The sequence below is a fragment of the Kitasatospora sp. NPDC058046 genome (genome assembly GCF_042885595.1).
Lineage (GTDB): Bacteria > Actinomycetota > Actinomycetes > Streptomycetales > Streptomycetaceae > Kitasatospora.
Genome location: NZ_JBHVRS010000002.1, coordinates 589,263 through 610,445, shown reverse-complemented (window position 1 = coordinate 610,445; position 21,183 = coordinate 589,263). Strand labels below are relative to the sequence as shown.

The 21,183-nt window shown below is 74.0% G+C and carries 17 protein-coding genes; 6 read left to right on the top strand and 11 right to left on the bottom strand.

All coding sequences use genetic code 11. The features are described from left to right. Positions 1 to 23: 23 nt before the first annotated feature. The 5 genes from ACFVU7_RS07070 to ACFVU7_RS07050 are packed head-to-tail and all read right to left on the bottom strand — an operon-like array spanning position 24 to position 4,493. Positions 24 to 776: an amino acid ABC transporter ATP-binding protein gene (locus ACFVU7_RS07070; RefSeq protein WP_049655467.1), complete on the bottom strand. Its 753-nt coding sequence runs from the start codon at positions 774 to 776 to the stop codon at positions 24 to 26. Positions 777 to 829: 53 nt separating this feature from the next. Beyond that, complete coding sequence (locus ACFVU7_RS07065) at positions 830 to 1,843, bottom strand: amino acid ABC transporter permease (protein WP_079271885.1); 1,014 nt, start codon at positions 1,841 to 1,843, stop codon at positions 830 to 832. A gap of 28 nt (positions 1,844 to 1,871) precedes the next feature. Further along, the gene (locus ACFVU7_RS07060; RefSeq protein WP_388044589.1) at positions 1,872 to 2,813 is read right to left on the bottom strand and encodes an ABC transporter substrate-binding protein; all 942 of its coding nucleotides are present in this window, start codon (positions 2,811 to 2,813) and stop codon (positions 1,872 to 1,874) included. A gap of 10 nt (positions 2,814 to 2,823) precedes the next feature. After that, positions 2,824 to 3,342, bottom strand: a complete 519-nt coding sequence (locus ACFVU7_RS07055) for a GNAT family N-acetyltransferase (RefSeq protein ID WP_049655459.1) — start codon at positions 3,340 to 3,342, stop codon at positions 2,824 to 2,826. After that, entirely contained in the window at positions 3,339 to 4,493 is a 1,155-nt protein-coding gene (locus ACFVU7_RS07050; protein WP_074001437.1) for an LLM class flavin-dependent oxidoreductase, read from the bottom strand. Before ACFVU7_RS07050 ends, ACFVU7_RS07055 begins: the two co-directional genes overlap by 4 nt. Before the next feature lie 639 nt (positions 4,494 to 5,132). Between ACFVU7_RS07050 and ACFVU7_RS07045 the strand changes: the two genes are divergently transcribed. Then, positions 5,133 to 6,086 (top strand): amino acid ABC transporter permease, encoded by a 954-nt coding sequence (locus ACFVU7_RS07045; RefSeq protein WP_388044588.1) that lies wholly within the window; start codon positions 5,133 to 5,135, stop codon positions 6,084 to 6,086. Next, complete coding sequence (locus ACFVU7_RS07040; RefSeq protein ID WP_388044587.1) at positions 6,083 to 8,023, top strand: FAD/NAD(P)-binding protein; 1,941 nt, start codon at positions 6,083 to 6,085, stop codon at positions 8,021 to 8,023. Before ACFVU7_RS07045 ends, ACFVU7_RS07040 begins: the two co-directional genes overlap by 4 nt. Before the next feature lie 66 nt (positions 8,024 to 8,089). On the opposite strand, the gene ACFVU7_RS07035 is transcribed toward ACFVU7_RS07040, so the two are convergent. Next, positions 8,090 to 9,949, bottom strand: coding sequence for a protein kinase (locus ACFVU7_RS07035; protein WP_388044586.1), 1,860 nt, complete (start codon positions 9,947 to 9,949; stop codon positions 8,090 to 8,092). 177 nt (positions 9,950 to 10,126) lie between these two features. Here ACFVU7_RS07035 and ACFVU7_RS07030 point away from each other — a divergent pair, with 177 nt between their 5' ends. Continuing rightward, positions 10,127 to 12,406, top strand: coding sequence for an FdhF/YdeP family oxidoreductase (locus tag ACFVU7_RS07030; RefSeq protein WP_388044585.1), 2,280 nt, complete (start codon positions 10,127 to 10,129; stop codon positions 12,404 to 12,406). A gap of 70 nt (positions 12,407 to 12,476) precedes the next feature. Here the strand turns inward: ACFVU7_RS07030 and ACFVU7_RS07025 are convergent, their stop codons facing one another. Further along, the gene (locus ACFVU7_RS07025; protein ID WP_388044584.1) at positions 12,477 to 14,018 is read right to left on the bottom strand and encodes an NlpC/P60 family protein; all 1,542 of its coding nucleotides are present in this window, start codon (positions 14,016 to 14,018) and stop codon (positions 12,477 to 12,479) included. A 336-nt stretch (positions 14,019 to 14,354) separates the two neighbouring features. Here ACFVU7_RS07025 and ACFVU7_RS07020 point away from each other — a divergent pair, with 336 nt between their 5' ends. Both ACFVU7_RS07020 and ACFVU7_RS07015 read left to right on the top strand, forming a co-directional pair. After that, complete coding sequence (locus ACFVU7_RS07020; protein ID WP_049658086.1) at positions 14,355 to 15,533, top strand: inorganic phosphate transporter; 1,179 nt, start codon at positions 14,355 to 14,357, stop codon at positions 15,531 to 15,533. A 26-nt stretch (positions 15,534 to 15,559) separates the two neighbouring features. Then, entirely contained in the window at positions 15,560 to 15,811 is a 252-nt protein-coding gene (locus ACFVU7_RS07015; RefSeq protein ID WP_388044583.1) for a hypothetical protein, read from the top strand. 96 nt (positions 15,812 to 15,907) lie between these two features. Here ACFVU7_RS07015 and ACFVU7_RS07010 read toward each other — a convergent pair whose 3' ends face one another. After that, positions 15,908 to 17,461 (bottom strand): MDR family MFS transporter, encoded by a 1,554-nt coding sequence (locus tag ACFVU7_RS07010; RefSeq protein WP_049658083.1) that lies wholly within the window; start codon positions 17,459 to 17,461, stop codon positions 15,908 to 15,910. A 153-nt stretch (positions 17,462 to 17,614) separates the two neighbouring features. Next, positions 17,615 to 18,064, bottom strand: a complete 450-nt coding sequence (locus tag ACFVU7_RS07005) for a MarR family winged helix-turn-helix transcriptional regulator (protein ID WP_388044582.1) — start codon at positions 18,062 to 18,064, stop codon at positions 17,615 to 17,617. Positions 18,065 to 18,190: 126 nt separating this feature from the next. Here ACFVU7_RS07005 and ACFVU7_RS07000 point away from each other — a divergent pair, with 126 nt between their 5' ends. Beyond that, on the top strand, positions 18,191 to 19,231 hold the full coding sequence (locus ACFVU7_RS07000) for a DUF3533 domain-containing protein (RefSeq protein ID WP_375876493.1): 1,041 nt from the start codon (positions 18,191 to 18,193) through the stop codon (positions 19,229 to 19,231). Between the two features lie 82 nt (positions 19,232 to 19,313). Here the strand turns inward: ACFVU7_RS07000 and ACFVU7_RS06995 are convergent, their stop codons facing one another. Then, positions 19,314 to 20,474: an ROK family protein gene (locus ACFVU7_RS06995; protein ID WP_388044636.1), complete on the bottom strand. Its 1,161-nt coding sequence runs from the start codon at positions 20,472 to 20,474 to the stop codon at positions 19,314 to 19,316. 75 nt (positions 20,475 to 20,549) lie between these two features. Continuing rightward, complete coding sequence (locus tag ACFVU7_RS06990; RefSeq protein ID WP_388044581.1) at positions 20,550 to 21,125, bottom strand: GtrA family protein; 576 nt, start codon at positions 21,123 to 21,125, stop codon at positions 20,550 to 20,552. Positions 21,126 to 21,183 lie beyond the last annotated feature (58 nt).

Genomic DNA, 21,183 nt, shown 5'->3' with positions numbered 1-21,183 from the left:
GGGGGGTTGGGGAAAGGGGAAGGTCAGAGGACCTTGGCCAGGAAGGCCCGGGTGCGCTCGTGCCGCGGCCGGTCCAGGACCTCGGCGGGCGGGCCCTGCTCGACCACCACGCCGCCGTCCATGAAGACCACGGTGTCGGCGACCTCGCGGGCGAAGCCGATCTCGTGGGTGACCACGATCATCGTGGTGCCGCTGCGGGCCAGGTCCTTGATGACGTCCAGCACCTCGCCGACCAGCTCCGGGTCGAGCGCCGAGGTCGGCTCGTCGAACAGCAGCACCTTCGGCTCCAGCGCCAGCGCCCGGGCGATCGCCACCCGCTGCTGCTGCCCGCCGGACAGCTGCCGGGGGTAGGCGGCGGCCTTGTCGGCCAGCCCGACCCGCTCCAGCAGCGCCAGCGCCGTCGCCCTGGCCTCGGCCCGGGGGCGGCGCAGCGCGGAGACCGGCGCCTCGACCAGGTTCTCCAGCACGGTGAGGTGCGGGAACAGGTTGAAGTTCTGGAACACGAAGCCGATGCCGGTGCGCTGGCGCAGCACCTCGCGCTCCTTGAGCTCGTACAGCCGGTCGCCGGAGCGGCGGTAGCCGATCAGCTCGCCGTCGATGGCGACGTGGCCGCGGTCCAGCTTCTCCAGGTGGTTGATCGCGCGCAGCAGGGTGGACTTGCCGGAGCCGGACGGGCCGAGCACCACGGTCACCGAGCCGGCCGGGACGTCCAGGTCGACCCCGCGCAGCACCTCCAGCCGGCCGAAGCTCTTGTGCAGGCCGCGGACCTGCACCATCGGGGCGGCCGGGCTCGGGGCGGCCGGGCTCGGCTCGGGCTTCGTCAGGGTGGTCACGACTGTCCTCCGGGGGTACGGGCGGCGGCGGGCCGGGTGCGGTCCGGCAGGCTCCGGGCGAGGGCCCGGACGCGCTGCCACGGGGTGGGCGGCGGGGTGCGCTGGGCGCCGCGGGCGAAGTGGCGCTCGACGTAGTACTGGCCGACCGAGAGCACGGTGGTCAGCAGCACGTACCAGACGGTGGCGACCATCAGCAGCGGCACCACCCGGCCCGTACGGCCGTAGACCACCTGGGCCTGGTAGAAGAGCTCGCCGATGGCCATCACATAGACCACCGAGGTGCCCTTGAGCAGCGAGATCACCTCGTTGGCGGCGGCCGGCAGGATGCCGCGCATGGCCTGCGGCAGCACGATCCGCCGGCCCTGCCGCCAGCGCGGGATGCCGAGCGCGGCGGCGGCCTCGCGCTGGCCGGCGTCCACCGCGATGATGCCGCCGCGGATGATCTCGGCGGCGAACGCGGCCTGGTGCAGCCCGAGGCCGAGCACCGCCGCGCCGAGCGCGCTGAGCACGCCGACCGTCTCGACCTCGCCGAAGGTCGGGCCGAACGGGATGCCGATCCCGAACCGCTTGTACAGGTAGGAGAGGTTGAACCAGAACACCAGCTGGACGATCAGCGGGATCGAGCGGAACACCCACACGTAGGCCCAGGCGATGGAGCGCAGGATCGCGCTGCGGGACAGCCGCATCGCGGCCACCACGGTGCCCAGCAGGAAGCCCAGCACCGTGCCGTAGGCGGTGAGTTCGAGGGTCCGTCCGATCGCCCGGAGGATGGTGTCGGCGGTGAAGTAGAGCCGGAAGGTGGCCCAGTCCCAGCCGGGGTTGGTGGCCAGGCCGTGGGCGAACTGGGCGAGCACGACCAGCGCGGCGATCCCGGCGGCCCAGCGCCAGGGGTGCCGGGCGGGGACGGTGCGCAGGCCGGCCAGCCGGTCGAGGTCGAGGGCGGCGGCCGGGGCCGGCCGGCTGGGCGGGGCCGCGCTGGTCCCGGTGGTGGCGGTGGTGGCGGTGGTCATCGGGGGTCTCCTTCGCTCGGGCCGGCGCTCAGGCGTGCTCGGGCGGGCTGATCTGCGACTCCTTGATCGCCGACTCGGCGACCCCCCACTTGCGCAGGATCCGCTCGTACGTCCCGTCCTTGATCAGCTGGTTGACCGCCGCCTGGAGGGCCGGGGCGAGCTTCGAGCCCTTCTTCAGGGCGAAGCCGACGTCGAGGCGGTGGAACTCGTTGAGGAAGCGGGTCCCGGAGGCCTCCTGCGCGACCTGGTGGCGCAGGCCGTTGATGGTGGACATCTCGATGTCCACCCGGCCCTGCTGGAGGCTGGTCAGCAGGGCGCCGCTCTCGCTGAACGCCTTGACCTCGTACGGCTTCTTCCCGGCGTCGGTGCAGACGCTCTTCCGGCTGTTGAGGGTGCTCTCGAAGGTGGTGCCGGCGCCGGTGCCGATGGTCAGTCCGCACAGCTGGACCAGGTCGGTGACCGGCTGGATCGCGGTGTTGTCCTTCTTCACCGCGAAGCCCTGGCCGTCGTCGATGTAGGTGACGAAGTCGATGGTCTTCAGCCGGGCCGCGGTGACCCCGAAGTTGCCGGTGCCGACGTCGTACTTCCCGCTGTCCAGGGCGGGCAGGATGGTCTCGAAGGCGGCCTGCTCGCGCTGCACGGTCAGGCCGAGCAGCCTGGCCACCGCGTCGGTGAAGTCCACGTCGATCCCGGCGGGCCTCCGGTCGGCCTGGTCGGTGTAGAAGGCGCTGGGCGGCGTGCCGAAGGACGAGCCGAACCTGATCGTGCCGGCGGCGCGGACGTCCTCGGGCAGCAGCGCGGCGGCGGCCTGCGAGGTCCTGAGGCCGGAGACGAGGTCCTCGGTGGCGGCGGCGGACGGACCGCCCGCCGCGCCCGCGATCTTCGGGTCCGAGCCGCAGGCGGCCAGGGCCAGGACCGGCAGCAGGGCGGCGGTCGCGAGCAGGCGGCGGCGGACGGTGCTGATTCTCACGGGGGGCCTTTCAGGGAGTGTGGGCCAGAACGGGCGACTGCGGTCCGAGGACCGGCAGCCGCTTCTCGAAGGGGAGCGGGCCGATGGTCAGCGGATCGGCCGAGACGTCGAACAGCGGGGTGTAGCCGGCCGCCAGGTAGAGGTTCCTGGCCTCGGGCTGGCGCGGCCCGGTGGTGAGGTAGAACCGGCTGTAGCCGGCCGCGACGGCCGTCCGCTCCAGCTCGGCCAGCACCCGGCGGGCCAGGCCCCGGCGGCGGTGCGCGGAGTGCGTCCACATCCGCTTCACCTCGGCGGTGCGCTCGTCGTAGCGCTTGTACGCGCCGCCGGCCACCGGTTCGCCGTCCTCCAGCAGGAGCAGCAGCACGCCGTGCGGCTCGGCGAAGGCCTCGCCCGGGTAGCGGGTCATCTCCTGGTGCGCCTCGGGGCCGTACCGGGTGACGTACTCGTGGGTGAGCTCGCGCAGCAGCGGTTCGACCAGGGGGTCGTCGACGGACGCCTTGCGGAACTCCCACCCGCCGGCCGCGCTCACGCCTGCGCCGCGATCAGCTGGTGGCGGTCGCGCTCGGCCCGCTCGGCCCGGGCGGCCCCGGCCTTGGCGGCGTCCCGCTTGGCGACCTCCTCGCGGACGATCGGGATGACGTACCGGCCGAAGTCGATCGCGTCGTCCAGCAGGTGGTAGCCGCGCGCGGAGAGGATGTCCACACCGAGGTCGTAGTAGTCGAGCAGAGCCTGGGCGACCGTCTCCGGGGTGCCGACCAGCGCGTTGGAGTTGCCCGCCCCGCCGGTGGCCGCGGCGGTCGGGGTCCACAGCGCGCGGTCGTAGCGCTCGCCGGCCTCGGCGATCTCGATCAGCCGCCGGGAGCCGGTGTTTTCGGGTGTCACGGCCTCGGGGACGCCCTCCGGCCGGTCGGCGCCCCGGCGGGCCCGGATCGCGGCCACCGTCCGGTGCGCCTTCTCCCAGGCCAGCGCCTCGGTCGGCGCGATGATCGGCCGGAACGCCACCTGGATCCGCGGCACGTCGGTGCGCCCGGCGGCCCGGGCCGCCTCCCGCACCCGCTCGATCTGCTCGGCGGTGCGGGCCAGCGGCTCGCCCCACAGGCAGTAGACGTCCGCCTCGGCGCCGCCGGCCGCGTAGGCCGCGTCCGAGGAGCCGCCGAAGGAGACCCCGGGGCGCGGCTGCTGCACGGGGAAGACGTCGGAGACGAAGTCGTTGAAGCGGTAGTGCGGTCCCTCGTGGTCGAAGGGCTCCCGGCTGGTCCAGGCCTTCTTGACGATGCCGATGTACTCGCGGGTGCGCTCGTAGCGCTGGTCCTTGGTCAGGAAGTCGCCCTCGCGCTGCTGCTCGTGGTCGTTGCCGCCGGTGATGAAGTGGACGGTCAGCCGGCCGTCGCTGATCCGGTCGAGCGTCGCGAAGGTCTTGGCCGCGAAGGTCGGGTAGGAGACGTTGGGCCGGTGCGCCAGCAGGATCTGGAGGCGGTCCAGGTGCGAGGCGAGGAAGGCCGCCGCGGCCGCCGGCTCGGGGGCGCCGGCCCCGTACGCGAAGAGCACCCGGTCCCAGCCGTGGTCCTCGTGCGCCCGGGCCAGCCGCAGGGTGTAGTCGCGGTCGAAGGCTGCGGTGGTGCGGGCGGTGGTCTCCGAACCGTCGCCGGTGGCGGCGATGCCGAGGAATTCGACGGGCATGGCGGAACCTTTCGGGGTGGGTGGAGGTCCGGTGGACCGCGGGTGGGCGGCACCGGAGGCGGCCGCGGCGGGGCGGCCGTCGAGCGGGTGACGGTGGGAGGGGTACGGGAGCGGAGGTACCGGACGACGGGAGGGCCGGAGCGCGGGAGGGCCGGAGCGCAGTGCGGGGTCATCGGCGGCAGCGGGGGCCTGACGCGTCGCCGGTCGTCGACGACGGATCCGGCCGCGACGGGGCGGTCCGAGGGAGGGCTCTCCCCGCCGGGGGATCAGGCCGGACGGGCGGCCCGCTGCCGGGTCAGCCGCGACACGCCGCGGACCACACCCGACCGAAGTCGATGTGGTCGCGGGTGACCAGGGGCTGCTCGGCGTACATGGCCCCAAGTTGAACAGTCGGCCGATCGGTACGTCAACCATCCATCATTGCCGCACTGTTGCGATCTCCTGTCGGTTTTTCGACGCGCTTCGACGAAGCCGTCCGGCACCCCCGACCACCCTTGACAGCCGTCGATCGCGCGTGCGTACGATCGACGCGGAGTGCAGTGCCATGCGCCGGCCGTGTTGAGGGACACGGGCCGCCGCCCCCGTACGTGACCACCGCCGTACCTCTCCCCGCCCGCACTCCGCCCAGGAGCCGCCGCCATGGCCACCCCGCAGGACGTCCTGCCCGCCCCCACCCTCCTCGACCGCCCCGGAACGCCGCCCGCCCCCGAGGCCCGGATCGTCGCCCGCCGCAAGCCCGGCCAGTGGGCCGCGGCCGCCGTCGCCCTGCTGCTGGCCGCGATGGCGGTCAACTCGGTGGTCCGCAACAAGGCCTTCCGGTGGAGCGTGGTCGCCGACTGGTTCACCGCCCGCTCCGTGCTCGACGGCCTCGCCCTGACCCTCTGGCTGACCGCCGCCACCCTCGCCCTCGGCTTCGTGCTCGGCACCCTCCTCGCCACCATGCGGCTGTCCGACAACCCCGTGCTGCGCACGCTCAGTTGGGGCTACATCTGGGTGTTCCGCTCCACCCCGCCACTGGTGCAGCTGCTGTTCTTCTTCAACATCGGCGCGCTCTACCCGACCCTCGGCCTGGGCATCCCGTTCGGCCCCGAGTTCGTCACGGTCAAGACCGTCAACCTGATGGGCCCCACCCTCACCGCCGTCATCGGCCTCACCCTGCTGGAGACCGCGTACGCCGCCGAGGTGATCCGCGGCGGCATCCTCTCCGTCGACCGCGGCCAACTGGAGGCGGCGGCCGCGCTCGGGCTCGGCCGGTGGCGGGTGCTGCGCCGGATCGTGGTGCCGCAGGCGATGCGGGCGATCGTGCCGACCGCCGGGAACATGCTGATCGGCGCGCTCAAGGGCACCAGCATCGTCAGCGTGCTGGCCGTCTCCGACCTGCTCTACTCGGTGCAGCTGGTCTACCTCCAGTCGTACCAGGTCATCCCGATGCTGATGGTCGCCACCATCTGGTACCTGGTGGTCACCACCCTGCTGTCCATCGGGCAGTACTACGTGGAGCGCCGCTTCGCCCGGGGCGCCACCCGCGACGGCCTGCCGCCCACGCCGCTGCAGCGGGCCCGCGCGGCCCTCGTCAAGGTGGTGCGGGCATGACGGAGCTCGTCATCGTCGGCGCCGGCCCGCGCGGCACCGGGCTGCTGGAGCGGATCGCCGCCAACGCCGCCGAACTCCTGCCTACCGAGCGGCCGTTGGCGATCCACCTGGTCGACCCGTACCCGCCGGGCGCGGGCCGGATCTGGCGCCACGACCAGTCCCCGCTGCTGCGGATGAACTCGATGGCCGAGGACGTCACCATGTTCACCGACGAGCGCTCCACCCTCGACGGACCGGTCCGCCCCGGCCCCTCGCTCGCCGAATGGGCGCCCCGGCAGGAGGAGTTCGCGCCCTACCGGGAGGTCGCCGACCCGGCCGTCCGGGCCGAGCTGCGCACCCTCGCCCCCACCGACTTCCCCACCCGCCGGGCCCAGAGCGCCTACCTGGACTGGGTGTTCCGCCGCGCCGTCGCCGAACTGCCGGCCCACGTCACGGTCACCGTCCACCGCGACACCGTCCGCCGGATCGAGGGCCCGGCCGACGGCCCGCAGACCGTCCGCCTCGGCGACCGGACCCTCGGCGCCGACCACGTCGTGCTCACCCTCGGCCACCTCGACTCCGTCCCGCACCCGCGCTACGCCGCCGACGCCCGGTTCGCCGCCCGGCACGGCCGCTTCCACCTCCCGCCCGCCTACTCCGCCGACGCGGCCGACGACCTGGCCGCCCTCGCCCCCGGCGAACACGTGGTGCTGCGCGGCCTCGGCCTCGCCTCGGTGGACCTGGTCGCCCTGCTCACCGAGGGCCGCGGCGGCCGCTTCGAGCCCACCGGGGACGGGCCCGCGCTGCGCTACCACCCCTCCGGCCGCGAGCCGGTGCTCCACCTCGGCTCCCGGCGCGGCGTCCCGTACCACTCCAAGACCGGCTACCGGCTCCAGGGGCCGCCCGCCCCGCTCCCCCGGTACTTCGACGAGGCCGCCGTGGACGCCGTGCTCGCCACCGGTGGACAGCTCGAACTGCGGCGCGACTTCTGGCCGTTGATGGCCAAGGAGATCGCCTTCGGGCACTACCACGAGCTGTTCCACGCCCACCCCGGGCGCACCGCCCTGCCCTGGCCGGAGTTCCTCGCCCGCTACGACCGGCACGCCTGGTACTCCCCCGAACTCGCCGCCCTGGTCGCCGAGGCCGTCCCCGACCCGGCCGACCGGATCGACTTCGAACGGCTCGACCACCCGCTGGCCGGGCTCGAACTCGGCACCGACGAGGAGCTCCAGGCGCACCTGCGCGGGTACGTCACCGCCGACGCCGACCGCCGCGCCGACCCCGCGCACAGCGCCGACCTCGGCGCCTTCCTCGCCCTGCTCTCGCTGTTCGGCCGGCTCCCCCGGGTCGTCGCCGGCGGCCGGCTCACCGCCCGCTCCCTCGCCGAGGAGGTGGACGAGTGGTTCTTCGGCTACTTCAGCTTCCTCGCCTCCGGCCCGCCCGGGTTCCGGCTGCGCCAGCTGCTCGCCCTCTCCGAGGCCGGGGTGGTGCGCTTCCTCGGCGCGGACGTCCGGATCGAACGGGACGAGGCGAGCGGCACCTGGCGGGCCTCCGGCGCCACCGTGCCCGGCCACCACGTCACCGCGACGGCCCTGGTCGAGGCGTACCTGCCCAAGCACGCGCTGGCCCGCACCCTGGACCCGGTGCTCGGCGAACTGCACCGCACCGGACGGATCGTCGAGGAGGTGGTCACCGACCCGGACTACACCCACCGCTCCGGCCTGGTCACCATCGCCGCCGGCGACAGCCGGCTGCTGGACCCGGCCCTCGGCGGCGCCCCGCACCCGCGCCGCACCGCCCTCGGCCCGCACACCAGCCTGCGCGCGGCCGCCGCCTTCGCCCGCCCCCGCACCGACGCCCCCGGCTTCCGGCAGAACGACGCCGCCGCCCGCGCCCTGCTCCGGGCCCTGGCCGCGCTCCCGGCGGCAGCCCCGGCGCTGGCGGCGTGCGCACGGTGACGGCGGTATCGGCCTGAGCACCGCGGCGACGGCACCGGCGTGGCCTGGGCGCCGTGGCGGCGGCGCTCAGGCCCCGAAGATCTCCTCCACCAGGTCCTCGTCCGAGACGTGGTCCGGCGCGTCGAACACCACGTCCGCGACGCCCTTCAGGCCGATCCCCCGGTCCAGCGCGTCCATGCAGGCCCGGGCCTGCTCGTCGGTGGCGAAGTCCCACACCCGCAGCCGCCGCACCAGCACCAGCGCCTCCATCGGGCTCATCCGCGGCGTCCGGCGGCGCGGCCCCGGCCCCTTGCGGCCGGCCTCGGCCAGCTGCCGCTGGTACCCGGCCAGGTCCTGCCAGGCCTGCACGGTGCTCGGGTGCTGCTCGCCCAGCACCCGGGCGAGGTCCGGCAGCAGCCCGTGCAGCTGGATCACCGCGCCCTGCGGGTCGCCCCGGTTGGCCTGGTGCAGCGCGAGGTCGTGCCGGGCCTTCAGGACCCGGGGGTCGTACGGGCCCCAGGCGGCGTGCAGGTCGGGCAGCAGCTCGTGCATCAGCCTGATCGTGGTGATCGGCGCACCGCTCTCGCCGACGCACCAGACCAGGTGGTAGCGGGCGCCGAGGGTGTCCGGGTCGAGCGGGCCGAGCGCCGAGCGCATGTCGCCCACCAGGGCGGTCAGCAGCCGGATCGCGCCGTTCAGGTCCCCGGTCCGGCTGAGGTACCAGGCGAAGTCCCGCCAGGTGCACAGGGTGTCCCGGTCGCTCGCGCCGAGCACGGTCACGCACTCCTGGGCGACGGTCTGCAGGAGCATCGCCGACTCGCCGGCCGTCGCCGCCCGGTAGGCGGCCGACCGGCGCTCGCGCAGCCCGGCCCGTACGGCCTCGGAGGGCGGCGCGGCCGTCACCGGCGGCGTGGTCAGCGGCGGCAGCACCGACGGGACGGCGGGCGGCGCGGCGGGAGCGGGAACGGCAGGCGGGGGAACTGCGGGCGGCACGGCGGGCGGGGGAACGGCGGGCGCGGGGACGACCGGCGGGGCGCTCGGCGGAGGCGGCACCACCGGCGCCGGCCGCTCCACCACCGTCGGCACCGGCGCCGGCGCACCCGCCCGGCCGCCCGCCCACCCGGCCAGCTCGGCGAGCCGCCGCTCGACCGTACGGGCGTCGGCCGGCCGGTCCGCCGGGTCCTTCGCCAGCAGCTCCGCGACCAGCCCGGCCACCTGCGGCGGCAGCCCGAACTGCGCCGGGTCCAGCGGCGCGGGCACCTCGTTGAGGTGCTGGTACATCAGCACCGGCGTCGAGTCCCCACCGAACGGCCGTGCCCCGGTGAAGAGTTCGACCAGGACGCAGCCCAGCGCGTACAGGTCGGCCCGCCCGTCCACCCGGCCGCCGGTCCACCGCTCGGGCGCCATGTACGCCGGGCTGCCGACGATCGTCCCGGTGGTGGTCAGCCCGCCCGCGCCGGTGTCCAGCTGGGCGATGCCGAAGTCCAGCACCTTCAGGTGCCCGGCGTCGGTGATCATCACGTTGTCCGGCTTGATGTCCCGGTGCACCATGCCCGCGTCGTGCGCGGCGGCCAGCGCGCCGCTGATCTGCCGCCCCCAGCGCAGGCTGAGCCCGGGCTCGGGCACCCCCGCCTCCAGCACCTCGGTGAGGGTGCGGCCGGTGAGCAGCTCCATCACCAGGTAGGTGACCTCCTCGCCGCCGAGCTCGCACTGCCCGAGGTCGTGCACCGTGACGATGTGCGGGTGCGAGAGGTTGCCGGCCGCGCCGGCCTCCCGGACGAACCGCAGCGCGGCCTTCGCCCGGTCGCCGCCGTGGTGCCCGATGACCTTGACCGCCACCGGCCGCCCCATCCGGCTGTCCTCGGCCCGCCACACCACCCCGAACCCGCCCTGCCCGAGCTTCTCCACCAGCTCGTACCGGCCGTCCAGGACGTCCCCGACTCGCACGCGCGCTCCCCTCCCGCCATGACGCCCAGACTCTACCGACGCCGGCCGCCGCCCTTCGCCCCGCCGTCGCCCCTCCCCGCCCGCCCCCTCCCCCGGCCCCCGGCCAGGTGGAAGGATGGAATCGAACCCCCGCACGAAGGCGGCGGTACGCACCAGCAGAGCCCGAGGAGAGCGGCCATGGCCAAGCAGGCCCCGCAGAGCGACCCGGCGCAGGACGCCCCCGAGGTGTCCGCGCCCCAGCACGCCGCCGCCGGGCTGCCCGCCGTCGGCCACAGCCTGCGGATGGCCGCCGAGCAGATGGGCGCCCGCCGCACCCTGGCCACCCTGCTCAAGGTCAACCAGCAGGACGGCTTCGACTGCCCCGGCTGCGCCTGGCCGGAGCCGGACAAGCCGCACACCGCCGAGTTCTGCGAGAACGGCGCCAAGGCCGTCGCCGAGGAGGCCACCGAGCGCCGCGTCCGCGCCGAGTTCTTCGCCGCCCACCCGGTCGCCGACCTGGCCGAGCGCTCCGGCTACTGGCTGGGCCAGCAGGGCCGGCTCACCCAGCCGATGCTGCTGGACGAGGGCGCCACCCACTACACGCCGGTCTCCTGGGACGACGCCTTCGCGCTCGTCGCCGAGGAGCTGAAGGCCCTGGACACCCCGGACGGCGCCGCCTTCTACACCTCCGGCCGGACCAGCAACGAGGCCGCCTTCGCGTACCAGCTGTTCGCCCGCCGGCTCGGCACCAACAACCTGCCGGACTGCTCCAACATGTGCCACGAGTCCTCCGGCTCGGCGCTCACCGAGACGCTCGGCGTCGGCAAGGGCAGCGTCAGCCTGAAGGACCTCTACCAGGCCGACCTGATCATCGTGGCCGGCCAGAACCCGGGCACCAACCACCCCCGGATGCTCTCCGCGCTGGAGCGCGCCAAGCGGGCGGGCGCCACGATCGTCAGCGTCAACCCGCTGCCGGAGGCCGGCCTGGAGCGGTTCAAGAACCCGCAGCACGCGCGCGGCCTGGTCGGCCACGGCACCAAGCTGACCGACCTCTTCCTGCAGATCCGCCTCGGCGGGGACCTCGCGCTGTTCCGCGCGCTGAACCGGATCGTCCTGGAGCAGGACGGCGTCGACCGCGACTTCGTCGCCGAACACTGCTACGGCTTCGAGGAGTTCGAGGCCCAGGCACGGCGGACCGACCGCGCCGAGGTGCTCGCCGCGACCGGCCTGCCCTGGGAGCAGATCGAGGAGCTCGGCCGGCTGGTGCTGAAGTCCGAGAAGATCATCGTCTGCTGGGCGATGGGCCTCACCCAGCACAAGCACGCCGTGCCGACCATCCGCGAGGTGGTCAACTTCCTGCTGCTGCGCGGCAACGTCGGCCGCCCCGGGGCCGGGGTCTGCCCGGTGCGCGGGCACAGCAACGTCCAGGGCGACCGGACGATGGGCATCTTCGAGCGCCCCGGCGACGCCTTCCTGGACGCCCTGGGCCGGGAGTTCGGCTTCGAGCCGCCGCGCGAGCACGGCCTCGACTCGGTGGACACCATCCGCGCCATGCGCGACGGCCGGATCGGGGTCTTCTTCGCGATGGGCGGCAACTTCGTCGCGGCCACCCCGGACACCGAGGTCACCGAGGCCGCGATGCGCAAGTGCCGGCTGACCGTCCACGTCTCCACCAAGCTCAACCGCTCGCACGTGGTCACCGGCGCCCGCGCCCTGATCCTGCCCACCCTCGGCCGCACCGACCGGGACGTCAGCGCACGCGGCGCCCAGTTCGTCAGCGTCGAGGACTCGATGGGCCAGGTGCACGCCTCGCGCGGCGGCCTGCGCCCGCCGGCCCCCGGCCTGCTCTCCGAGACCGCGATCGTCTGCCGGCTGGCCCGCACCGTGCTCGGACCGCGGGACACCGTGCCGTGGGAGGACTTCGCCACCGACTACGACACCCTGCGGGACCGGATCGCCCGCGTCGTCCCGGGCTTCGAGGACTTCAACGAGAAGGTCCGCCGCCCCGGCGGCTTCACCCTGCCGCACGGCCCCCGGGACACCCGCACCTTCCCGACCGCCACCGGGAAGGCCAACTTCTCCGTCAACCCGCTGACCGCCCCCGAGGTCCCGCCGGGCCGGCTGCTGCTCCAGACCCTGCGCTCGCACGACCAGTACAACACCACGATCTACGGCCTCGACGACCGCTACCGCGGCATCAAGGGCGGCCGCCGGGTGGTCCTGGTCAACCCCGCGGACGCCGAGGAGCTGGGGCTGACCGACGGCGGGTACGTCGACCTGGTCGGCGAGTGGAGCGACGGGGTGGAGCGCCGCGCCCCGCACTTCCGGGTCGTCCACTACCCCGTCGCCCGCGGCGGCGCGGCGGCCTACTACCCCGAGACCAACGTGCTGGTGCCGCTGGACTCCACCGCCGACATCAGCAACACCCCGACCTCCAAGGCGGTCGTGATCCGCTTCGCCCCCGACAGCGGCGCGTAACCCCGAGCACCGCGAAGGCCGCCCCGCGTCCGGTGACGTGGGGCGGCCTCCTCGTGGCCTGATCGACGCGTCAGTGCGTCGGGGTGCCCAGCGGCAGCGTCGCCGTCGCACTGCCCGCGGCCGTGGCGGTCGCCGAACCGGTGCCGCTCGGGCTCCCCGTCGGGGTGCCCGTCCCGGTCGGGGTGGGCGTGCCGGTCCCGCTCGGGGTGCCCGGCCCGGTCGGCGTCCCCGTCGGGGTCGTGGTCGGGGTCGTGGTCGGCGTGCCGCCGGTCGGCGTCCCCGGGTCGGTCGGCGTACCGGTCCCGCCCGGCGTGCTCGGCGTGCCCGGGTCGGTCGGCGTGCCCGGCACGGCCGGCGGCGTCACCGTGCCGCCCGTGGCCGGCGGGGCCGGCACCTGGTTGGCCGAGCTCGGCGCGATCGGCGTCACGGAGTCCCAGTTCGCCGGGAGGTCGGGCACCTTCCAGGCGCCGCCGGCCTCGTCCGCCGCACCGGTCGGGTCCGGCCGGACGGCGCCGAGGATCGGCATCGAGCCGATCGGCGAGATCTTGATGAACGCCCCGGGCCGCGGCGCCTGCACGATCAGCCCGCCACCGATGTACATCCCGATGTGCGAGGCGTCCTGGAAGTACACCACCAGGTCGCCGGGCCGCAGCTGGTTGAGCGCCACGTGCGGCAGCTGCGCCCACTGCTCCTGGCTGGTGCGCGGGATCGGCCGACCGGCGTGCAGCCAGGCCTGCGAGGTGAGGCCCGAGCAGTCGTAGGCGTCCGGGCCGGTGCCGCCCCACAGGTACGGCTTGCCCACCTGCGCCAGCGCGAAGGCGATCGCCCCGCGCCCCTGCTGGGAGGGCGTGCGCTCTCCCTTGCCGAGCGCCCCGGAGGCGAGGAACGCGAGCTGCGCCTCGTCCGCCTTGGCCTTCTCCAGCTGCTCCAGCTCGGCCCGCTGGGCGCCGGTCAGGGTGGCGACCGTCTGCTCGACGGCGGCCAGGTCGGAGGCGGCCTTGGCCTTGGCCGCGTCCTGCTGGGCGACCAGCGCCTGGGAGGTCTTCAGCGCCTCCTCGGTCTGCTTCTTCAGCCCGTCCAGCGCGTCCCGGTCGCTCTTCAGCTTGTCCAGGAACTCCGACTGCGAGCGGCTGGCCGAGGCGAGCAGCTCGGCGATGACGACCGCCTCGTACGGGTCCTTGGAGAGCAGCAGCTCGGCGTAGGCCGAGGCGGACCCGTTGCGGTACTGCGCGGCGGCGAGCTGGGAGGCGATGTCGGTGCCGGCGTCGACCTGCTTCTGCTGGCGGTCCTGCCGGCCCTGGAGGTCGGTGAGCGAGGTCTGCTGCTCCGCCGCCTTGGCGACGGCGCCGTTGTACTGCTCGGTGGCGGCCTCGGCGCTCTGGTACAGCGCGTGCAGCCGGTCGAGCAGCGGGCCGAGGGTGGCCTTGGCGTCGGCGAGCGGGTCCGCGCCGGCGACGACCTGCCCGGCTCCCGGGTCGGGTGCGGCCCAGGCGGCCGCCGCGCCGACCGGCAGCGCGAGCGCCGCGGCCGCGAGGACGGCTCCGCAGCGCAGTGCCGCCCGTACCCAGGGCCGTACGCGTGCCGTCTCCGCTCTCTGTCCCGCCCCGCCCATGGCTGGTCCTCCCCGCCGCGCACTGCCCCTGTCCCGGCTTCCCGGATCCCGCAGATCCTCCCACGGGTTACTCACCGGAAACAGGGCGCATGCGGACTGGGAGGTTAATTCTCGATTGACCTGTGAGACAGCTCTCAGCAAACCGGGTCGAACCGGCGCGTTCTTCGCTAATGTCCAGTTCAGCGCGCCGTATGTCACCCCGACGAAACCCAGTGGTCACTGCGAGTCAACCATTGGAACCACGATTCCCGACCCAGTTCACCTTCCGTTTACCAAGCAGACCTACGGTCGCGACGTCACCAACGTCCGTGCGACAACTACGACGATTGTTTGGGTATGGAACACATCTCGTTCCTGGTAGCCGTTGTGATCATCACGGCGCTCGCCTTCGACTTCACCAACGGGTTCCACGACACCGCCAACGCGGCCGCCACCGCGATCGCGACCGGGGCCCTTCGTCCGAAGGTCGCGGTCACCATCGCGGCCCTGCTCAACTTCGCGGGCGCGTTCCTGTCCGTGAAGGTCGCCACCACCATCTCCGGCGGCATCGTCAACGAGAAGGCCGGCGTCCATCCCGAGATCATCTTCGCTGCACTGGCCGGCGCGATCCTCTGGAACCTGCTGACCTGGCTGCGCGGCCTGCCGTCCAGCTCCTCGCACGCCCTGTACGGCGGCCTGATCGGCGCCACGATCGTCGGCGTCGGCACGAGCGGCGTCAACTTCGACACCGTGGTCACCAAGATCCTCATCCCGGCCGTCGCGTCCCCCTTCGTCGCCGGACTGGCCTCCTGGGGCGCCACCAAGCTGGCCTACGCGATCACCCGCAAGGGCAACACCGCGACCACCGAGAAGGGCTTCAAGACCGGCCAGGTCTTCTCCTCCTCGCTGATCTCGCTCGCGCACGGCACCAACGACGCCCAGAAGACGATGGGCATCATCACCCTGACCCTGGTCTCGGTCGGCGCCCTGCCGCACGGCGCGCTGCCCCCCACCTGGGTGATCGTCTCCGCCGGCGCGGCGATCGCGCTCGGCACCTACATGGGCGGCTGGCGGATCATCCGCTCGATGGGCAAGGGCCTGGCGGACATCCGCCCGCCGCAGGGCTTCGCCTCCGAGTCGGCCGCTGCGACCGTCATCCTGACCTCCTCGCACATGGGCTTCGGCCTCTCCACCACCCAGGTCTGCTCCGGCGGCATCATGGGCGCCGGCCTCGGCGGCCCGAAGGGCGAGCTGCGCTGGAGCCTGGTCCGCCGCATGGTCTACACCTGGGGCCTGACCCTGCCGGCCGCCGCGGTGGTCTCCGGCGGCGCCGCCCTGCTGGCCGAGCAGGGCAGCTGGGGCGTCGCCCTGGTCGGCGCCGTGCTGGTGGCCGGCGCGGCCGCGATGTGGGTGATCTCCCGCCGCCAGCCGGTCGGCGCGGACAACGTCAACGACGTCGACGTCACCCCGGTCGAGGTCGCACCGGCCGGTACCGCGAACACCCCCACTCCCGCCTCGACCACCGTCGCGGCCTGAGCGCCACCGGCTGAGGAGCACTCACCATGCACATCAAGTGGAACGCCCTGGCCCAGACCGCCGGTCTCAGCTTCGGCATCACCGTCGCCGTGGTCGCCGTCTTCGCGCTCGGCATCCTGGCGCTGTCCCGCCGCGAGGCCGCGGTGAGCGCCGCCGGTACGGGCGAGGGCGCCGCCGGAGCCGCGGGCGGCCGGCTGGCCCTGGCCGGCGCGTACGTCTGCTTCGCCCTGTGCGGCGGGGTCGTCCTCTACGGGCTGTCCCTGATCGCCGGCCACTAGCCACACGCGCCACGCACGACGGAACGGGCCGGGGAGTGTCTCCACACTCCCCGGCCCGTTCGCGCATCCCTGCCCGCGGTCGGTCCCGCCGGCCGGTCAGCCCTCCTGGGTGGTCCTCAGCACGGTCTCCCGGATGAAGAGGACGGTGACGAAGGCCAGCGCCGCGAACGGGGCGGCCCACAGGAAGACGGTGCCGACGCCGTGGCCGAACGCGTCCGTCACCAGCGGCACGATCGGGGCCGGCAGCTTGGCCAGGTCCGGGATGCCGCCACCGGTCGCCGCGGGCGAGGCCGGGACGTGCGCCGCGGCCAGGTTCTCGGCCAGGTAGTGGCCGACCTTGTTGGTCATCAGCGCGCCGAGCGCGGAGACGCCCATCGCGCCGCCCATGGTGCGGAAGAAGGTGACCACCGAGCTGGCCGCGCCGAGCTCGTGCCGGGGCACCGTGTTCTGCACCGCGAGCACCAGGTTCTGGCTGGTCAGGCCGAGGCCGACGCCGGTGATCGCCATGTAGAGGGAGAGCAGCGCGTAGTTCGTGTCGGCCCGGGCGGTGCCCAGCAGGCCGAAGCCGATGGCGAGCAGCGCGGTGCCGGAGACCAGGTAGGCCTTCCACTTGCCGTACTTGGTGATCAGCCGGCCGGCCACCGCGGAGGAGACCGCCAGGCCGAGGATCATCGGCAGGGTCATCAGGCCGGCCATGGTCGGGGACTTGGCGCGGGCCAGCTGGAAGTACTGGCTGAGGAAGGTGGTCGCGCCGTACATCCCGACGCCGACCAGCACGCTGGCGATGGCGGCCAGGGTGACGGTGCGGTACTTGAAGAGGCTCGGCGGGATGATCGGCTCGGCGGCGCGGCGCTCGATCACGACGGCCAGGACGCCCAGCACCAGGCCGCCGCCGACCATGGCCGCGGTCTGCCAGGACAGCCAGGCGTAGTTCTTGCCGGCCAGGGTGATCCAGATCATCAGCAGGCTGACCGAGGCGGTGATGACCAGCGCGCCCAGGTAGTCGATCTTCGCCTTGCGCTTGACCAGCGGCAGCTTGAGGGTGCGCTGCACCACCAGGATCGCGACCAGCGCGAACGGGATGCCGACGTAGAAGCACCAGCGCCAGCCCAGCCAGGAGGTGTCCACGATGACGCCGCCGATCAGCGGCCCGCCGATGGTGGCGAGCGCGAAGACCGCGCCGAAGTAGCCGCTGTACCGGCCGCGCTCGCGCGGCGGGACCATCGCGGCCAGGCAGATCTGGCCGAGCGCCACGACACCGCCGGCGCCGACGCCCTGGAGCGCGCGGCAGGCGATCAGCTCGCCGGTGTTCTGCGAGAGGCCGGCCAGCGCCGAGGTGCCGATGTAGATCAGCAGGGCGATCTGGAGCAGCAGCTTCTTGCTGACGAGGTCGGAGAGCTTGCCCCAGATCGGGGTGGAGGCGGTGAGGGTGAGCAGGGCCGCGGTGATCACCCAGGTGTACGCGGACTGGCCGCCGTGCAGGTCGGCCAGGATGTGCGGCAGGGCGTTGGAGACGACGGTCGAGGAGAGCACGGCCACGAACAGGCCGAGCAGCAGGCCGGAGAGCGCCTCCATCACCTGCCGGTGCGTCATCTGGGGACTGTCGGCCGCGGCGGCGGTTCCGCTCGCGGCCTCGGTGGTCACGGTCATCTGGGTCCTTCGGCGGGCGGGCGGGATGCGCGGATCATGAAATTTCGTTGCCGTAAGCAACCATAAAACGAGATGGTTGAATAAGGCAACTTTCTTCAAGGGCAAGTAAAACCCGCAGCTACGGGCCCTGTCGCACCGCCGGAGACCGCCCGGTCAGTCGGCCGCCGACTCCCCCAGCACGTCGTTGAAGCGGTGCAGCAGCTCCGCGAAACGGGTCACGTCCTCCGGCGACCAGTCGCCCATCACCTCGCGCACCCGCCGCATCCGGACGCCCTGCGCGGCCAGGTAGCGCCGCCGCCCGTCCTCGGTGAGCGAGACCAGCGCGGCCCGGCGGTCCAGCGGGTCCGTCTCCCGGGCCACCAGGCCCAGCTCCTCCAGCGTCCGGACCTGCCGGCTCACCGTCGCCTTGCCGACCGAGAAGTGCGCGCCGACGTCGGTCACCCGCACCGGCCCGGCCTGCTCGATGTAGCCGAGCAGGCTGTACGCCATCCCCTCCAGCCCGGGGTGCACCCGCCGTGAGAGTTCCGCCACTCTGGCCCGGCCCCGTCGGAACATCAGCGCGACCTCGCGCTCCACCGCCACCAGGGATTCCTCGTCACTCACCGCGCCAGTATCGCGCAGCGACGCCGGCGGCGGCCCGGCGCGGCCGGTGCGACAAGCCAACTACTTCATGGTATGAAGTATCGGTTCTGGAAGTACCGTTTTTCCCCATTACACGAGGAGATGTGGATGGCAGCCCCGGGGCAGGGTTTCATCGCCGAACTGAAGAGCGCGGTCACCCCGCGCGCGGCACTGCTCGTGATCGGCGTGCTGCTGCTCCAGCTCGGCTTCATCACCTCCTACATCGGGGCATTGCACAAGCCCGCCCCGCAGAACCTCTCCATCGCGGTGGTCGCCCCGCCGCAGGTCGCCCCCAAGCTGGTCGGCGCGCTGGAGTCGGTGCCGAACGACGCCGTCCGCGCCAGCACCGCGCCGGACGCCGAGACGGCGACCCAGCTGATCAAGGACCAGAAGCTCTACGCCGCACTGGTCGTGGACCCGACCTCCACCCAGGACACCCTGCTGGTCGGCAGCGCCCGCGGCACCTCCGCCGCCAAGGCCGCCGAGTCCATCACCACCGCGATCGACCAGACCCAGGGCCGTACGGTCAAGGTCCACGACGTGGTGCCGCTCGCCAAGGGCGACACCAACGGCCTCTCCGCCTTCTACCTGGTGATCGGCTGGTGCGTCGGCGGCTACCTGGTCGCCTCGATCCTGGGCATCAGCGCGGGCTCCAAGCCGGCCAACACCCACCGCCTGCTGATCCGCCTCGGCGTCCTCGCGGTGTACTCGGTCGGCGCCGGCGTCCTCGGCACGGTGATCGCCGGGCCGGTGCTCGACGCCCTGCCGGGCTCGGTCCTCGGACTGAGCGCCATCGGCGCCCTGGTGGTGTTCACGGTCGGCGCGTTCACCATGGCGCTGCAGTGCCTGTTCGACATCCTCGGGATCGGCGTCGCGGTGCTGATCTTCGTGGTGCTCGGCAACCCGAGCGCGGGCGGGGTCTACCCGGCACCGATGACGCCGCCGTTCTGGCGGGCGATCGGCTCCTGGATCCCGAACGGCGCCGGCACCACCGCCACCAAGTCGGTCGCCTACTTCGGCTCCACCAACCTGGGGCTGCCGATCCTGGTCATGGTGGTCTGGGCGCTGATCGGCATCGGCGTCGCCCTGCTGGCCGTGCTGCGCGGCCCGCGCTCCGGCGGCCGCGAACTGGCCGCCACCGAGAGCTGAGCCCCGCACTCCTCCCGATCGTCACCGAGCCCCCGGCCGCCACGGCCGGGGGCTCGGGCGCGTTCGCCGCCGGGGCCCGCCGCTACCCGACCGGGCCCGGGTCGGCCACGACGGCCCGGACGACCCGCACCGCCGCGCCCAGCAGCGGGCCCCGGCGGCCCAGCCGGGAGACCGTCAGCCGCTCCTCCGACCAGGGCCGCACCGTCACCCGGGCGGCCAGCTCGGCCCGCATAGCGGGCAGCAGCCAGGGCGCCAGCCGGGCGTAGCCGCCGCCCAGCACCACCTCGGCCGGGTCCAGCAGGTTGACCGCGCCGGCGGCCGCGGTGCCGAGCGCCGTACCGGCCCCGGCCAACGCCGCGAGGGCGGCCGGGTCCCCGGCCCCGGCGCGGTCGGCGAGCAGGGCCACCCAGTCGCCGAGGGCCCCGGTCAGGCCGGCCGCCCGCAGCACCGCCGCCTCGCCCGCGTACTGCTCCAGGCAGCCGTGCGCCCCGCAGGCGCAGCGGGGCCCGTCGGGGTGGACCGGCACGTGGCCGAACTCCCCGGCGAAGCCGCCCGCCCCGCGCAGCAGCCGGCCGCCGACCACGATCGCCGCGCCGACCCCGGCCTCGGCGGAGACGTACAGGAAGTCCTCCGGGCCCTCGCCCAGCCAGCGCTCGGCCAGTCCGCCGAGGTTGGCCTCGTTGTCCGCCTCGATCGGCAGGTCGGCCAGTCCGCCCCCGGCCGTCCGCAGCGCGGGGCGCAGGGCGGCGGCCAGCGGGACGTCCTGCCAGCCCAGGTTGGCGGCCCGCTGGAGCATCCCGCCGGAGCCGCCGACCAGCCCGGGCACGGCCAGGGTGAGGGCGGCCGGGCGCAGCCCCGACTCGGCGACGGCCTCGTGCAGCAGGTGGGCGAGGTCGGCCATCACGGCGGCGGGCTCGCGGCCGTGGTTGGAGACCTCCCGGCGCCGCCAGCCGCGGACCTCCCCGCGCAGGTCGACCACGCAGGCGCCCAGGTGCCGCACGCCGATCTCGGCGCCGAGGCCGCCGGGCCCGGCCGGGTTGAGGCCGAGGGCGGTGCCGGGGCGGCCGACCTTGCCGCTGGGCGCGGCGGGGCCCTCCTCGACCACCAGGCCGGCGGCGATCAGCTGTTCGGCCAGCGAGGAGACGGCGGCCCTGGTCAGCCCCGTCCCGGCGGCCACCTCGGCGCGCGAGCGCGGCCCGCTCGCGATCGTCCCGAGCACCAGGGCCAGGTTGGCCCGGCGCATCCCCTGCTGGCTGGCGGGCCCGGTCCGGGCGGGGTCGGACTCGTGCACAAGGCTCACCTCGCCCCTTTTACGTCCTTACGGCACATCCCGTGGCATCTCGGGTGCAGCGTAGCCGGGTTCCGGGGGCACCGTCGTCGGCACCGGGACGGGCTCGGCCGGGGCCGTCCCGGCGGGCGGGAAGACCCACCGCCGGATCGCCCAGTAGCGGAACAGCATCGCCACGAAGGTGCCGACGACCATCCCGCTGAGGTAGTCCGCGACCTCCTGCCGGAGCGGGTCGACGTACGGCTCGCGCAGGTCCAGGAGGTACCGGGAGACCGCCAGCGGGACGTCGTTGACGGCGATCGCCACCGCGCTGACCAGGACGAACACCAGCACCTCGCGCCGCCGGCCGTCGGCCCGCAGGGCCCGGAAGGCCCAGCGGCGGTTCAGCACGTACGAGACGACGGTGCCGATCACCGTCGCGACGGTCAGCGCGACCACCGGCTTGTGCTCCAGCACGGTGAACTTGAGCTCGAAGTCGATCACCGTGGTGAGCGCGAAGCAGCCGCTCCCGACCAGCAGGAACTTCACCAGCCGGCGGTGCCGCACCAGGAAGGGGCGCAGCCGCGCGGGCACCCGGGCCAGGGCCCGCTGCGTGGGGGACGGCATCTCCGCAGTCTCGCACGCGGGGGTGCCGTCGGCCCCGCAGATCGCCGCGGCCCCGCGG